Origin of the sequence: Pseudomonas sp. BN411 (assembly GCF_029871235.1) — a bacterium.
Taxonomy (GTDB): domain Bacteria; phylum Pseudomonadota; class Gammaproteobacteria; order Pseudomonadales; family Pseudomonadaceae; genus Metapseudomonas.
On the sequence record NZ_SSOM01000066.1, the window covers coordinates 18,583 to 33,555 of the forward strand.

Annotated in this window: 15 protein-coding genes; 13 read left to right on the top strand and 2 right to left on the bottom strand. The window is 64.7% G+C overall.

Annotation, left to right across the window (positions count from 1 at the left end; translation table 11 throughout):
* Together E8F06_RS12200 and E8F06_RS12205 are read left to right on the top strand one after the other, a co-directional pair.
* Positions 1 to 342: an FKBP-type peptidyl-prolyl cis-trans isomerase gene (locus E8F06_RS12200; protein ID WP_151133444.1), complete on the top strand. Its 342-nt coding sequence runs from the start codon at positions 1 to 3 to the stop codon at positions 340 to 342.
* A 303-nt stretch (positions 343 to 645) separates the two neighbouring features.
* Positions 646 to 1,305 carry a glutathione S-transferase family protein gene (locus E8F06_RS12205; protein ID WP_280367416.1) on the top strand — a complete coding sequence of 220 codons (660 nt, stop codon included), beginning with the start codon at positions 646 to 648 and terminating at the stop codon, positions 1,303 to 1,305.
* Here the strand turns inward: E8F06_RS12205 and E8F06_RS12210 are convergent.
* Entirely contained in the window at positions 1,263 to 1,523 is a 261-nt protein-coding gene (locus E8F06_RS12210; protein WP_280367588.1) for a LysR substrate-binding domain-containing protein, read from the bottom strand. The genes E8F06_RS12205 and E8F06_RS12210 overlap by 43 nt on opposite strands.
* 95 nt (positions 1,524 to 1,618) lie before the next feature.
* Between E8F06_RS12210 and E8F06_RS12215 the strand changes: the two genes are divergently transcribed.
* Positions 1,619 to 2,323: a glutathione S-transferase N-terminal domain-containing protein gene (locus E8F06_RS12215; RefSeq protein WP_280367418.1), complete on the top strand. Its 705-nt coding sequence runs from the start codon at positions 1,619 to 1,621 to the stop codon at positions 2,321 to 2,323.
* Between the two features lie 137 nt (positions 2,324 to 2,460).
* Here E8F06_RS12215 and E8F06_RS12220 read toward each other — a convergent pair whose 3' ends face one another.
* A complete protein-coding gene (locus E8F06_RS12220) occupies positions 2,461 to 2,967 on the bottom strand; it encodes a DUF4157 domain-containing protein (RefSeq protein ID WP_280367421.1) in 507 nt (168 codons plus the stop codon).
* Positions 2,968 to 3,207: 240 nt separating this feature from the next.
* On the opposite strand from E8F06_RS12220, the gene E8F06_RS12225 reads away from it, so the two are divergent.
* The 10 genes from E8F06_RS12225 (at position 3,208) to E8F06_RS12270 (ending at position 14,963) form a co-directional block, all read left to right on the top strand.
* Positions 3,208 to 4,635: a mechanosensitive ion channel family protein gene (locus tag E8F06_RS12225; RefSeq protein WP_280367425.1), complete on the top strand. Its 1,428-nt coding sequence runs from the start codon at positions 3,208 to 3,210 to the stop codon at positions 4,633 to 4,635.
* Positions 4,636 to 4,733: 98 nt separating this feature from the next.
* On the top strand, positions 4,734 to 5,366 hold the full coding sequence (locus E8F06_RS12230; protein ID WP_280367427.1) for a hypothetical protein: 633 nt from the start codon (positions 4,734 to 4,736) through the stop codon (positions 5,364 to 5,366).
* Between the two features lie 22 nt (positions 5,367 to 5,388).
* Positions 5,389 to 6,000 carry an HTH domain-containing protein gene (locus E8F06_RS12235; protein WP_280367429.1) on the top strand — a complete coding sequence of 204 codons (612 nt, stop codon included), beginning with the start codon at positions 5,389 to 5,391 and terminating at the stop codon, positions 5,998 to 6,000.
* 207 nt (positions 6,001 to 6,207) lie between these two features.
* On the top strand, positions 6,208 to 7,785 hold the full coding sequence (locus tag E8F06_RS12240) for a malate:quinone oxidoreductase (protein ID WP_280367432.1): 1,578 nt from the start codon (positions 6,208 to 6,210) through the stop codon (positions 7,783 to 7,785).
* A gap of 442 nt (positions 7,786 to 8,227) precedes the next feature.
* Positions 8,228 to 9,871 carry a phosphoethanolamine--lipid A transferase gene (locus E8F06_RS12245; protein ID WP_280367435.1) on the top strand — a complete coding sequence of 548 codons (1,644 nt, stop codon included), beginning with the start codon at positions 8,228 to 8,230 and terminating at the stop codon, positions 9,869 to 9,871.
* A 144-nt stretch (positions 9,872 to 10,015) separates the two neighbouring features.
* Positions 10,016 to 10,681, top strand: coding sequence for a class I SAM-dependent methyltransferase (locus E8F06_RS12250; protein WP_280367436.1), 666 nt, complete (start codon positions 10,016 to 10,018; stop codon positions 10,679 to 10,681).
* 15 nt (positions 10,682 to 10,696) lie between these two features.
* A complete protein-coding gene (locus E8F06_RS12255; protein WP_280367439.1) occupies positions 10,697 to 11,641 on the top strand; it encodes a hypothetical protein in 945 nt (314 codons plus the stop codon).
* A 200-nt stretch (positions 11,642 to 11,841) separates the two neighbouring features.
* On the top strand, positions 11,842 to 13,185 hold the full coding sequence (locus tag E8F06_RS12260; protein WP_280367440.1) for a UDP-glucose/GDP-mannose dehydrogenase family protein: 1,344 nt from the start codon (positions 11,842 to 11,844) through the stop codon (positions 13,183 to 13,185).
* A complete protein-coding gene (locus tag E8F06_RS12265; protein ID WP_280367443.1) occupies positions 13,182 to 14,174 on the top strand; it encodes an NAD-dependent epimerase in 993 nt (330 codons plus the stop codon). Before E8F06_RS12260 ends, E8F06_RS12265 begins: the two co-directional genes overlap by 4 nt.
* A 6-nt stretch (positions 14,175 to 14,180) precedes the next feature.
* On the top strand, positions 14,181 to 14,963 hold the full coding sequence (locus E8F06_RS12270) for a VTT domain-containing protein (RefSeq protein WP_280367446.1): 783 nt from the start codon (positions 14,181 to 14,183) through the stop codon (positions 14,961 to 14,963).
* The last annotated feature ends 10 nt before the right edge of the window (positions 14,964 to 14,973 follow it).

The following is a 14,973-nucleotide window of genomic DNA, read 5'->3' on the forward strand; positions in this document are numbered from 1 at the left end:
ATGGGTGACGAACTGCAGATAACCGATATTCAGCTGGGCGACGGCAAGGAAGTGGTCAAGGGCGCCCTGATCACCACCCAGTACCGGGGCACGCTGGAGGACGGCACCGAGTTCGACTCCTCCTACAGCCGCGGCAAACCCTTCCAGTGCGTGATCGGCACCGGCCGCGTGATCAAGGGTTGGGACATCGGCCTGATGGGCATGAAAGTCGGCGGTAAGCGCAAGCTCTACGTCCCCGCGCACCTGGCCTATGGCGAGCGCCAGATGGGTGCCCATATCAAGCCCAACTCCAACCTGCTGTTCGAGATCGAGCTGCTGGAAGTCCTGACCCGGGACGATTGAGCCGCGTGCGGCAACCGTGAAGGCCTTCGCGCCTGCGGGCGGCCGGTTACAGGCTTGTGGCCTGGAACCGCCGCCGAACCGCATAGGAAGGGAGAGCATGCCCAGCAATCGTGTCACCGGACGGCGGCAGGATACCGGGCATTTCTGTCAGCAAGCTGTCAGCTACCCTGCAATGCATCTCTGCGTACGAGCGGCTGGTCGAGCCGAACGTCGGGCAGTTCCAGCTCGACGGTGGAACGGCAGTCGATTTCGTTGCGCGACAATCGACCAGTCAGCGAATCCGAACCTTCACAGGAGTCGCCCATGTCACTGCAACTGTTCGCCCACCCCTTCTCTTCCTACTGCCAGAAGGTGCTGATTGCGCTCTACGAGAACGACATTCCGTTCCGCATGCGCCTGCTTTCCCCGGACGACCCGGCCACCTTCGAACAATTCCAGCGACTCTGGCCGATGCAGCGCTTCCCCCTGCTGCTTGACGGCGAGCGGGCGGTGATGGAGTCGAGCATCATCATCGAGTACCTGCAGCAGCATCATGCCGGGCCGGTGAAGCTGATTCCCGAAGCAGCGGACGCGGCGCTGGAGGTGCGGATGCTCGATCGTTTCTTCGACTGGTACGTGATGACGCCGATGCAGAAACCGGTGCTGAACAGCCTGCGCCCGGAAGACCAGCGCGACGCGTGCGGCGTGGAAGATGCCAAGCGCCTGCTGGAACGCAGCTACGCCTGGCTCGACGAAAAGCTCGCGGGCCGCACCTGGGCCGCCGGCGAGTCCTTCAGCCTGGCCGACTGTGCGGCGGCGCCATCGCTGTTCTATGCCGACTGGGTGCATCCGATCGACGGGGTCTTCGGCAATCTGCGCGCTTATCGGCAACGCCTGCTGGCCCGCCCTTCCGTCGTCCGCGCGGTGGACGAAGCGCGCCCCTACCGGCCGCTGTTCCCGCTGGGTGCACCAGATCGCGACTGAGCCAACCCTTCCAGGGCTTCCACCACCTTGCGCAACCCGGTCTCCACGGGTTTGTCCTGACGCAGCACCAGCCCCAGTGTGCGCGACAGTTCCGGGGCCAGCGGACGCACCTCCAGGCCGCGCCGATGGTGCGCGGCCTTGACCGCCATGCTCGGCACGATGCTGCAGCCGAGGGCCGAACTCGCGGAGCAGTGAACCGCCATGAATCGCCGCGTCAGTGGGAAGGACTGTTCCGCCATTGGAGCCTTTCGCCAGGTGGCCGCTGGCGAGTAAGGTGGCCCATCCGCTCCTCGATCTGAACAGGATGTCCCCCATGAGTGATCTGTCGGCTTTCACCATTACCCGCAAATGGCCCGCGACCCAACCGGATCGCCTGCAGCTCTATTCCCTGCCGACGCCCAACGGCGTCAAGGTTTCGATCATGCTGGAGGAGACCGGCCTGCCCTACGAGCCGCACCTGGTCAGCTTCGAGCGCAACGACCAGATGTCGCCGGAGTTCCTCTCCCTCAACCCGAACAACAAGATTCCCGCGATCATCGACCCCAACGGGCCGGATGGCCGCTCGCTGCCGCTGTTCGAGTCCGGTGCCATCCTCATCTACCTGGCGGACAAGACCGGCCAGTTGATCCCGCAGGACGCCGCCGGCCGCTATGAATGCATCCAGTGGCTGATGTTCCAGATGGGCGGCATCGGCCCGATGTTCGGCCAACTCGGTTTCTTCAATAAATTCGCTGGCAAGGACTACGAGGACAAGCGCCCCCGCGACCGCTACGTGCAGGAATCCGCGCGCCTGCTGGCGGTGCTCGACCAGCGCCTGGAAGGCCGCAACTGGATCATGGGCGAGCAGTACAGCATTGCCGACATCGCCACCTTCCCCTGGGTGCGCAACCTGATCGGTTTCTACGAAGCGGGCGATCTCGTGCAGTTCGAGCGTTTCACCAATGTGCAGCGCGTGCTGGACGCCTTCCTGTCGCGCCCGGCAGTGATACGCGGCCTGGGGATTCCGAAGCGGGATTGAGTTGCACAAGCACCGGCAAGCGGGTTTCCCGTGGGGGCGAATTCATTCGCTAAACAGTCCGAAGGACTGCCCGTCGATCTTGCAGGGGGCTGCTGCGCAGCCCTTCGCGATTGAAATCGCCCCCACAAGAGCGGCACTCAGTCCAAGTACGCGCCATTACTCGCCCCCCGCAAGTCCTTCGTCACCCTGGACTGCATCTCGTAGGCCGGTTCCTCCACCGCGTCGGCGTCCTCGGTATAGCGCCTGGCGAACTCCTCCACACCCCATTCCCGGTACTGCTGCACGTGCTTGAGCTCGTGGGCCCAGAGCGCCACGTCGTGCAGCGCGCCTTCCTCGTTACGGAAGAGAATGATGTCCACCAGGGTGACGGCCTTGGTATCCGGGTCATTGAGCATGGCGCCGGCGGCACCCAGCTCGCTGCGATCCCCTACGCGATAGCGCACCGCATCCAGCACGGCGGCATCGTAGTAGCGCGTCAGTTGCCGACGGATGTCGGGCGGTATCGGTTGTACACCCGCAGCTTCGGCATCGGCGCGGGCCTGCACCAGCCAATGCTGCATGGCCCCGGCGGCCACGCGGGTCACTTCACCCGGCAATGGGCCCAGCACTTCACGGGTGTCCGGCAGGCAGATGCAGGCGCTCACGCAGACCTCGTACTGACCGGGCGGGCACGCCTGGGCCGCAGCCCCCAGGCAGCAAACCCCCAACGCCACCATCACCCTCGAAGCCCGGCTGGCCATTCGACCCTCCCCTGCAGGCTCGTCCCTGCAATGAATCAGACCCCGCGCCAGGGCGGATGTCGCCAGCCACCCGGCGGACGGCCCCGTATCAGACGCCCCGGCGCTCTGCTAACGTGATGCAGGCTCACTCGCGGAAGGGAATTCATGCTCGCATTCATTCAGAACCACCCCCTGGTGTTCGGCGTCGTCCTGATCCTGCTCGACCTCACGGTCTGGCGCTTCATTCCGGCCGAGCAGCGGACCTTGAGGGTGCTCTGCCGCCTGGCGCTGTTCCTTCTATTCAGTACCGTGATCATCGAGGCGGGCATGAGCCCCCTGCAGCCGCCGCCCTGGCCGGAGCCCACCCTCAACCTGGTGGCCACCGCGATGGAAATCGGCTGGTGGCTGTACGGCGCCCGCACGGCCACCGTGGTACTGGGTCTGCTGATGCCGCGTATCGGCCATGCGGGCCGGCTGCTGCAGGACGTGATGGGTGCGGTGATCTTCCTGGTGGCGATAGTGGCTGCGGCGGCCTACGTGATGCAGCTGCCGGTGAAGGGGCTGCTGGCCACCTCCGGGGTCATGGCCATCGTCATCGGCCTCGCCTTGCAGAGCACCCTGAGCGACGTGTTCTCCGGCATCGTCCTCAACACCACCAAGCCCTACCAGCTGGATGACTGGATCTCCATCGACGGCACCGAAGGCAAGGTGGTGGAAATCGACTGGCGCGCCACTCACCTGCTCACCAACAAAGGCAGCACGGTGGTGATCCCCAACTCGGTGGCGGCCAAGACCAAGGTGCACAACTTCAGCCGCCCCTACGAGCTGACCAACGTCGCCATCAGCCTGCGGGTATCCACCCAGGTGCGCCCGCGCCGGGTGCTGGATGCGCTGGAGAAGACAGTGCAGGGCATCAGCGCCCTGCTAGCCGATCCCAAGCCCAAGGTCGCGATCAAGGAGTCGGACCTGGAATCCATGGAGTACGAGGCCAGTGGCTTCATCCGCACCGGCCAGAACAAGACCGAAGTCCGCAACCTGATGTTCGACCTGGCGCACCGCCACCTGGAAGCCGCCGGCATCGCCTTCAGCAGCGAGGCCGCTCCGCAGCCCTGGTCACGACCGCGTCTGCTGCTGGAAGACGTGAAGATCTTCCGTGCCCTGAGCAGCGAAGAGAAAGACACACTCAGCCAGGTCATGGCACCCCTGGCGTTCTCCGCCGGCCAGGTGGTGTTGGAGCTGGGCGAGGTCGCCGATGGCCTGCTGGTGATAGGCACCGGCGTCGTCTCGGCGTCGGTACCCGACGGCACCGGCATGCTCGAAGCCGGACGCATGGGGCCGGGGGAAATCCTCGGCGAGGAAGGCATCGCCAACGATGCGCCGTCCCAGGCGCGGTTCACCGCCCTCTCCTCTTGCGTGCTCTACCGTATTGAACGAGACGCCATCCGCAACTGCCTGGATGCGCGCGTCGAAGTCCGCGCCGCCATCACCCGACTGCGCACCTTCCGCGAACAGGCCAGCCGCAACCTGCTCCTGCAGAAACCTCAGGCAATCAAGAAAGGCGGCTTCCTCAGCTGGCTGCAGAAAAGACAGTAGCCCACACCGTTCGGCGGATTTCCTGGCAAAACCAATAATGGCATTTTTTTATGCTTTAATTGTTTTTGTAGGACAATCCGCAATCCGAGGAGCCCGTCATGAAATTCAGGACACTGGCCTTACTGCTACTTGTCACGCTTGCCCAACCCCTCTGGACCCAGGCCGCCCAGGAGCCGGCCAAGGTCACCGGCGACAGCCCCTCACTGACCACCCGCCTGGCCCTGCGCGACCTCTGGGTGGAACACATCTTCTGGACCAGGAACTACGCCTTCGCCAACCAGCAGCACCAGAAGAAGGAAGCCGAGGCAGCCGCCACTGAAGTGGTCGCCAACGCCAAGTCCATCGCCAACAGCATCGCCCCGCTCTACGGCCAGCCGGCGGCTGACCAGTTGCTGGAACTGCTGGCCGGCCACTGGAGCGCCGTGAAGCATTACAGCGATGCCAGCGTGGCCAAGGATGCCGACGGCAAGAAGGCCGCCGTCAACGACATGACCCGCAATGCCCAGGGCATCGCCAAATTCCTCTCCAGCGCCAACCCCAACCTGCCGGAGGATGCGCTTGTGAGCATGCTGGGCGCCCACGGCGGGCACCACGTGGCCCAGATGGATGCCCTGGCCAAAGGTGACTTCGCGGGCGAAGCCAAGAACTGGGCGGCGATGCGCCAGCACATGCTGGTCTTAGCCGACACACTGACGGCGGCACTGGTCAAGCAGTTCCCGGACAAGTTCTGAGATAGGCCAAGGGGGGAGTCGAATGCTGCAAGGAATGGGACGTACACAACAGGACCTGCTCGGTGCCCTGCTCTACCAGCCGGGCGGCATGAGCATCGACGAACTCGCCAACCACCTGGCGGTGACCCGCACGGCGATCCGCCAGCACCTGGCCGCGCTGGAGCGCGACGGGCTGATCCTGCGGGGTGAAACGCGACCCACCGGCCGCCGCCCGGAGCAGCTCTACCTGCTCAGCCCGCGCGGCCGGGAGCTTTTTCCCCGCCAGTACCAGCTGCTGGCCGACCTGCTGATCGGCGAAGTGGCCGGACTCATCGGGCGCGACGCCCTGATAGGGCTGATGCGTGGGCTGGGCCGCAAGCTGGCGGCCGAAGTGGAACAGCAAGTCGTGGACGAGGCCCACATCGCCCAGCATATGAACCAGGCCGGCTACGAAGCCGAGATCATCCTGCGCAGCTCAGGCGAGCCGGAGATCGTCGCCCACAACTGCGTCTTCCATCACCTGGCGGCCGCCCACCCGGAAGTCTGCGAACTGGACCTGGCGCTCATCGGCACCCTGGGCGGTGGCGAGGTGGACCACACCGAATGCATGGTCCGCCAAGGCCAGGTCTGCCGTTTCCGCATCCGGCGCAAGTGACCGCCTAGCCCGCCTGACCAGCCAATGGCGGGTTTCCGCCCCATCCACAGCCAAAAGCCGGTCGATCCGGGCGGATTCCCGCCACCTCCCGCCCGCTCGAAGGCCTTGAAAGCCGTGCAGTGAATCGTTTCACAGCGTTTTTCCAATTCCGGCACGCCCTTTGCCTACGCACCGCCCTTTTCGAGAAAAGCAAAGGGAACCTCCCCCATGAAAAAAGTCCTCATAGGACTCCTGTGCCTTGCGACACTCGGTTGCGCCCAGCAACCGGAACCGGAGAAAACCGTCGACGTGCTGCTGATCGGCGCCGGCATCATGAGTGCCAGCCTCGGCACCTACCTCCACGAGTTGGAACCGGACTGGACCATCGACATCTACGAACGCATGGACCAGGTCGCCGCGGAAAGCTCCAACCCCTGGAACAACGCCGGCACCGGCCACTCCGCCTTCTGCGAGCTGAACTACACCCCGGAAACTGTCGACGGCAGCATCGACATCAGCAAGGCAGTGGCGATCAACGAATCCTTCGAGATTTCCAAGCAGTTCTGGGCCTACCAGGTCGAGCGCAATGTGCTGAGCAACCCGAAGTCCTTCATCAACGGCGTGCCGCACATGAGCTTCGTCTGGGGCGATGACAACATCGCCTTCCTCAAGAAGCGCCACGCCGCCCTGCAGCACAGCTCGCTGTTCCGCGGCATGGAGTACTCCGAGGATCACGAACAGATCAGCAAATGGGTTCCGCTGGTGATGGAAGGCCGCCCGGCCGAGCAGAAGGTCGCCGCGACCCGCATGGCCATCGGCACCGACGTGAACTTCGGCGAGATCACCCGCCAGCTCATCGACTCCCTGGCCAAGAGCGACAAGGTCTCGCTGAACCTCAAGCACGAGGTACGCGACATCAAGCGTAACGACGACGGCACCTGGACCGTGGTAGTCGCCGATCTCGGCAACAGCGAGGCGGTAACCAGCGTCAAGGCCAAGTTCGTCTTCATCGGCGCCGGCGGTGGCGCCCTGAAACTGCTGCAGAAATCCGGCATTCCGGAGGCCGAAGGCTATGCCGGCTTCCCGGTGGGCGGCCAGTTCCTGATGACCCGCAACCCTGAAGTGGTGGCCCAGCACCAGGCCAAGCTCTATGGCAAAGCCTCCGTGGGCTCGCCGCCCATGTCGGTGCCGCACCTGGACACCCGCGTGATCGATGGCCAGAAAGTGCTGCTGTTCGGACCTTTCGCCACCTTCTCCACCAAGTTCCTGAAGAACGGCTCGCTGCTGGACATGTTCAGCGCCCTGACCACCGACAACATCGGCCCGATGACCAACGCCGGTCTGGATAACATTCCGCTCAGCACCTACCTCATGGGTCAGCTGATGCTGAGCCAGGCCGACCGCATGCACGAGCTGCGCGAATACTTCCCGGACGCCAGGGACGAGGACTGGGAACTGCTGACCGCCGGCCAGCGCGTTCAGGTAATCAAGAAGGACGCCGAGAAAGGCGGCATCCTGCAATTCGGCACCGAAGTCGTCAGCTCCGCCGACGGCAGCATCGCCGCCCTGCTGGGCGCCTCGCCGGGCGCTTCCACCGCAGCGCCGATCATGCTGACCGTGCTGGAGAAGACCTTCAAGGACGAGGTCCAGACCCCGGAATGGCAGGCCCGCCTGAAGGAGATCATCCCCTCCTACGGCCGCAAGCTGAACAACGACCTGGAGCTGACCAACCAGGTCCGCGCCTGGAGCAGCGAACGCCTGCAGCTGGAACACGTTCCGGTGCTGCCTGAAGTAGCTGCGCAGTAAAGGCCCTCACCCCCGGCCCCCGCCCTGCGCCCCAGCCTGAGCGCTTCGCGCTCAGGCGTTCATCGGCACCAGAAGCGGTGCTTCCAAAAGCGTGCCTCTTCACCCCTGAAGAGGAGAGGGGTGACTCGCGCCGGCACCTCCGCACCATCCGGCTGGCCCCCCATTCCTGTGGCGGCGATCCTGTGGGGGCGATTTCAATCGCCAAGCAGGACGCAGTCCTGCCCAACGGACTCACTGCCCAGCCAGACAACCCTCACCCCCGGCCCCTCTCCCAGAGGTAGAGGGGTGACTCGCGCCGGCGGCTCCGTGTGATCCGGCCGGCCTCAACACACCCTTCACAAACCCAACATTTTCCCAAGGTTTTCTTCACGAATTCTTGATTCCGCCGTTCCTAAGCTCCTCGCCATATCCATGAGGGATATGTCGTCACAGCGAGCGGATCATGTTCAAAAGCATCTCGATACGCCCCGAAGCCCTGGCCTTCCTGGCCAGCCTCCTGCTTCTCTCGATCTACAACCTTCCGCTCTGGCAGCACCTCTTCTCCATCATCCCGGCGGATGCCGGCGGACTGGGAATGGGCGCGGCGTTCGGTGTCATGGTGCTGGCCGTGTTCAACCTGGTGCTGGCGCTGGTGTCGTTCCGCTGGGTGTTCAAGCCGGTCCTCATCTTCCTGTTCCTCGCCAGCTCCGGCGTCGCCTACTTCATGAGCCAGTACGGCGTGCTCATCGACGCCAACATGCTGCGCAACGTCGCGGAAACCGACGTCAACGAAGTGCGCGACCTGCTCTCGTTCAAGCTCGTGCTGTTCATCCTGATCCTCGGCGTGCTGCCCAGCTGGCTGCTGTGGAAGCTGCCGGTGCGCCACCAGCCGCTGCGCCGCGCGCTGTTCGACAAGCTGATCCTGGCCCTGGCTTCGGTAGCGGTACTCGGCGCCGTCGCGCTGGCCAACTACCAGGGGCTGGCGTCGCTGCTGCGCAATCACCACGAACTGCGCCTTCTGGTGGTGCCGAGCAACTACCTGAATGCCTCCTACGGCTACCTCAAGGAGCAACTGGTGGTGGCTGGAGCTCCGCTGCAACAGATCGGCACCGACGCACGCAAGGCGCCCGCCTGGCAGGCCCACCAGCGCAAGTCGCTAACGGTCCTGGTGATCGGCGAAAGCGCGCGGGCGGACAATTTCGGCATCCTCGGCTACGGCCGCGACACCACGCCGCTGCTCAAGGGCCAGCCGGGCGTCACCGCATTCGGCAACGTGCGCTCCTGCGGCACCGAAACCGCGGTTTCCGTACCCTGCATGTTCTCCAACATGGGCCGCCACGACTACGACGCCGCCCGCGCCCGCAGCCAGGAAGGCCTGCTGGATGTCCTCAAGCATGCGGGGATTGCGGTGACCTGGCGCGACAACCAGTCCGGCTGCAAGGGCACCTGCGACCGGGTCACCCAGGACAATCTCAGCCATCGAAAAGACGCGGCCTTCTGCACCGGCGGCGAATGCCACGATGAAATCCTGCTGAAGGACCTGCAGGCCTACATCGACCAGCTCAAGGACGACTCCGTGCTGGTCCTGCACCAGATGGGCAGCCACGGCCCGGACTACGCCAGGCGTTATCCCAAGCGCTTCGAGAAATTCACCCCGGTGTGCACCAGCAACGCGCTCAACCAGTGCAGCGAGCAAAGCATCGTCAACGCCTACGACAACACCCTGGTGTACACCGACTACGTGCTGTCGAACCTGATCGACCTGCTGCGCAAGAACCAGGACAAGGTCGACACCGCCATGCTCTACATCGCCGACCACGGCGAGTCGCTCGGCGAATACAACCTCTTCCTGCATGGCACGCCCTACCTGCTGGCCCCCGACCAGCAGAAGCATGTGCCCCTGCTCACCTGGTTCTCCGACAGCTACCGCAAGGACTTCGCCCTCGACACGGCCTGCCTGGGCAAGGAACGGGACAAGCCGCTGAGCCAGGACAACCTCTTCCACTCCGTGCTGGGCCTGCTGCAGGTGCAGACCGGGGAATACAAGGAAGGACTGGACCTGTTCGCCCCCTGCCGCGCCGGGACTACGGCCGTGACCAGCATCTAGTATTTGTCGGTCACCATGCGTGGGCGTCATGACATTTTTTTCACGGGCTTTTGACCTCGCCACAACAGCCCGCCCTCTAGATTGAATAGATTCCTACACGGACCCGGTGCATACATGCCCCAACCTCGGCCGAAGCCTTTCGAGATGGAAAACTCAGGCGCCCCCGACGACGAATACGTCGAACTTCCGTCGCAGCCACGCCGCGAGGGCCTGGCCCGGCGCCTGGCCAACTGGCGTGAAGACCTCATGACGCGGCAAGCCATGCGTATCGCCGGCGAGCCGAATCTGGTGCTCGACCTGCCCTGCGGCAGCGGCCGCTTTTGGCCGACCCTGACTCGTCACCCCAATCGCCTGGTGCTGGCAGCCGATGAACCGGCGCCGCCGCTCGTCCGCCCCCACGCCAGCCGACGCGTGGAGATCGCCGAGCGCATCTGCGCGCTGCACACCCCGGTTTTTGCCATCGACCTCGGCGAGAACGCCGTGGACGCCATCTTCTGCATGCGTTTCCTGCACCGGCTGGACGGCGCTGACCGGCGCCTGGAAGTGCTGCGGGAATTTCACCGGGTCACCCGCGACACCCTGATCGTCTCCCTCTGGGTGGACGGCAACTACCAGTCCTGGAAGCGCAAACGCATGGAGCGGCGACGCAACCCCGATGGCTTCAGCGGGCGCCGGCCCGGCCGCTTCGTGGTGCCACGCGCACAGATCGAAAGCGAGTTTCACAGCGTCGGCTTCGACATCCTTTCCCATCTGGACCTGTTGCCAGGTTTAGCCATGTGGCGGGTCTACGTCCTGCGCAAGGCGTCCTGAGCGAAGGAGCTTTTCATGTCTGCAGATTCCGCCTCGATACCCTACCGCCGCTCCCCCATCGGCAAACGGCCACGCTCCGGGACACAACTGCTGATGCTGCTGCTCGACCGGCGCGCCGCGCGCTGGTTGTTGGCGGGTGTCGCCCTGCTCCTGCTGGTGGGTGCCGGAATACCCGCCTGGCACCACCTCTACCCGGCCACCGCCGCGGAGGGCTGGCGCTACAAGGTGCAACTGGATGCCATCGAACGGGTCAGCGCGCTGCTGCCGGACGGCCAGGGCGGTCTGTACCTCAGCCAGGAGATTCAGGATGGCAAGGGACGGATTCTCCGCACCGGGCCGGGTGATCAGCGGCGCGTGGTGGAAACGGGCCTATCCAAGCCCGACGGCATGGTGCGCTATCGCGGCGGCGTCGCCTTCAGCCAGGAACAGGGAGAACACCCGGTAATGTGGCTGAACGACCAGGGCACCCGGCAGCTGTTCAGCGGCGACAGCGTCGAAGGCCTGGCCACCGACGGCCACTACCTCTACGCCATCGAGGATCTCCACAAGAATGGCCGGCTGCTGCGCTACGACCCGGAAACCGACAGCGTGACCACCCTGCGCAGCGGGCTGGACGAGGCCGAGGCGATCGCCTCCTGCCCCGATGGCCGGCTGTTCTACACCGAAAAGAACTTTGGCCACGTGCGCCAGCTTCGCGCCGACGGTAACGACCCCGTGGTCCTCGACGGCCTGCGTGAACCCGGCTTCCTGCTCTGCAACCGCGAAGGCCTGTGGATCACTGAAGACGCCACCCACATGGCGCGCGTCCTGCTGCTGGACGGCCAGGGCGGCCTGAATGTCGTGCTGTCCCACCTGCGCTCGCCGCAGACCATCGTCGAAACCGCTCCGGGCCGTTACCTGGTCGCCGAACAAGGGCGCAACCGGGTGCTGGAACTGGCGAGACAGGACGATCACCCCTGAAGTCCGCGCTCCCGAGAAGGGCCTGCGCGCGAAACAAAAGCGCGAGCGAATTCAACGATTTGAAACATCAGTACACAATTTTCACATTTATCTTGCTACGTTAGTCCTAACGCCCGCTTGCCGGGTCGGCCGGGAGGGGCCGGGACCGGCGCACCACAAGGTCGCCAGACGGGCCAGAGATAACAACAAACAGGCGCTGAATGAACATCACCATATTCGGAACGGGCTATGTCGGCCTGACCCAGGCAGCCTGCCTGGCAGAAGTAGGCCATACCGTGTGCTGCGTCGATATCGACGAACGCCGAATCGCCCAGCTCAGACAGGGCCTGTCACCGATCTACGAGCCTGGCCTGGAGACGCTCCTGCGGGGCAACCTCGCCGCCGGACGCCTGACCTTCACCACCAGCGCCGCTGACGGCGTGGCATTTGCCAAGGTCATCTTCATCGCCGTCGGCACGCCGCCTGACGAAGACGGCAGCGCTGATCTGCGGCACGTCTTCACCGTCGCCGACACCATCGCTACACACGCCACCGAGGCCAAGGTGGTGATCAACAAATCGACCTCCCCCGTGGGCACCGCGCAGCGCCTGAAGGCTCACTTGAACGAAGCCCTGACACAACGCGGTCATGCGTTTGACATGCAGGTCGTGTCCAATCCCGAGTTTCTCAAGGAAGGCTCGGCGGTGGAGGACTGCATGCGTCCCGAGCGCATCATCATCGGCGTTGACGGCGCACAGGACATCGACCTGTTCCGCGAACTTTACAAACCCTTCAGTCGCAATCATGAAAAGCTGATCGTCATGGACAGCCGCAGCGCCGAGCTGACCAAGTACGCGGCCAACAGCATGCTTGCCACCAAGATCTCCTTCATCAACGAGATGGCCAACCTCGCCGAGCGGCTGGGCGCGGACATCGAAATGGTGCGCAAGGGCATCGGCTCCGATTCGCGAATCGGCTACGACTTCATCTACGCCGGCTGCGGCTACGGCGGGTCCTGCTTCCCGAAAGACATTCAAGCGCTGCGACGCACCGCCGCCGAGGTGGGCTACCACCCGCAACTGCTGGAGGCTGTGGAATCGGTCAACCACCGGCAGAAGCACAAGGTATTCGAGAACATCCACCGTCACTACGACGGCAACCTCAGCGGCAAGACCTTCGCCCTCTGGGGCCTGTCCTTCAAACCCAATACCGACGACATGCGCGAAGCGCCGAGCCGGGTCCTGCTGGAAGCCTTGTGGGCGGCCGGTGCACGCGTCCGCGCCTTCGACCCCGAGGCCATGACGGAGGCCAGGCGCCTGTATGGCGACCACCCCGACCTGCGCCTGGTCGACTCCAAGGAAGAAGCCCTGGACGACGCCCACGCCCTGGTGATCCTCACCGAGTGGTTGAACTTCCGCGTCGCCGACTTCGGCCTGATCCACCAGCGTCTGGGCGACAAGGTGGTGTTCGATGGCCGCAACATCTTCGAACCCGCCCACCTGGTCCGCGAAGGCCTGGCCTACTACCCAATCGGCCGTGCCGCCGTAGGAATCACCCCGCGATGAAGATCCTGGTCACCGGCGCTGCCGGGTTCATCGGCTTCCACACTGCGCTGCGCCTGTGCAATGCGGGGCACCAGGTAACAGGCATCGACAACCTCAACGACTACTACAGCGTCGACCTCAAGCTCGCCCGACTGGAGCGGCTGCGTGCGCTTCCCGGCTTCGCCTTCCACAAGCTGGATATCGCCGACCGCGAGGCTGTGCAGGCGCTGTTCCACGAGCAGGGCTTCGAGCGTGTCATCCACCTCGCGGCCCAGGCCGGGGTGCGCTATTCGCTGGACAATCCGCATGCCTACGCCGAAGCCAACCTCACCGGCTTCGTCAACGTGCTCGAAGGCTGCCGCCGGAGCGGTGTCCAGCATCTGGTCTACGCCTCCAGCAGCTCGGTTTACGGAACCAACGCCAAGGTGCCCTTCGCCATCGAGGATGCCGTCGACAACCCGATCTCGCTCTACGCCGCCACCAAGCGCGCCAACGAGCTGATGGCCCACACCTACGCCCACCTCTACCGGCTGCCCACCACCGGCCTGCGCTTTTTCACCGTGTACGGTCCCTGGGGCCGTCCGGACATGGCGCCATTCAAGTTCACCAAGGCGATCCTCGAAGGCCAGCCGATCGAGATCTACAACGAAGGCGACATGTCGCGGGACTTCACCTACATCGACGACGTCGTCGAAGGCATCGTCCGCATCCAGGACTGCCCGCCGCCCTATGCCGACGAGTCGGAACAGGCTCGCCTGGGTGCGCCCGCACGGCTGTTCAACATCGGGCTGGGCTCACCGGTACGCCTGCTGGATTTCGTCGGCTGCATCGAGTCGGCCACCGGCGTCGAGGCGATCAAGCAGATGAAGCCCATGCAGCCCGGCGACGTGCCACAGACCTGGGCCGACGTCAGCGCGCTGGCCAAGCGCACGGGCTTTCGTCCCGGCACACCACTGCGCGAAGGCGTCGGTCGCTTCGTCGACTGGTACCGGACCTTCTACGGAGTCTGACGGCATATGGGCAACGAACCGCGCCAGCTGACCGAGATCCAGCGCACCCGCCCCCAGCCGGAAGGCACCCGGCCCCATCAGGCGGCGGCCTTCGCGGCGCCACGGGCGATGCTCAAGGGCCTGGGACTGATCCTCAGCCTGGCGCTGATCGGCTACCTGTTCGACAGCAGTGACCTGGGCAACGCGGTCAACGAAGCCTGGATCGACGCCCACATTCGCGGCCACGGCGTCGAGGGTACCCTGCTCTTCCTCGCCGTGGGCATGCTGTTCACCGCACTCGGCCTGCCCCGGCAGATCATCGCCTTCCTTGCCGGCTACGCCTTCGGGCTGCTGCCCGGCACCCTGATCGCCACCCTGGCGACCCTGTGCGGTTGCCTCGTCACCTTTCTCTATGCCCGGCTGTTCGGCCGGAGCCTGCTGCGCGACCGCCTTGGTGCTCGCGCCGCGCGCTTCGACCGTTTCATCCACGAGCACCCGTTCTCGATGACGCTGCTGATCCGCCTGTTGCCGGTGGGCAGCAACGTGCTGACCAACCTCGCCGCCGGCATCTCCAGCGCGCGGCTCGCGCCCTTCCTGGCCGCCAGCTTCATCGGCTTCCTGCCGCAGTCCCTGGTGTTCGCGCTGGTGGGCAGTGGCATCTCGGTCGCACCGACGCTGCGCATCGGCACGGCAGCCGTGCTGTTCCTGATCTCCGGCATGCTCGGCGCCTGGCTGTACCACCGCCATCGCCATGGCCTGGGTATCGATGACAAGGTCGACGCCGCACTGGGCGAAGCGGAGCAGCCATGATGGGTACACA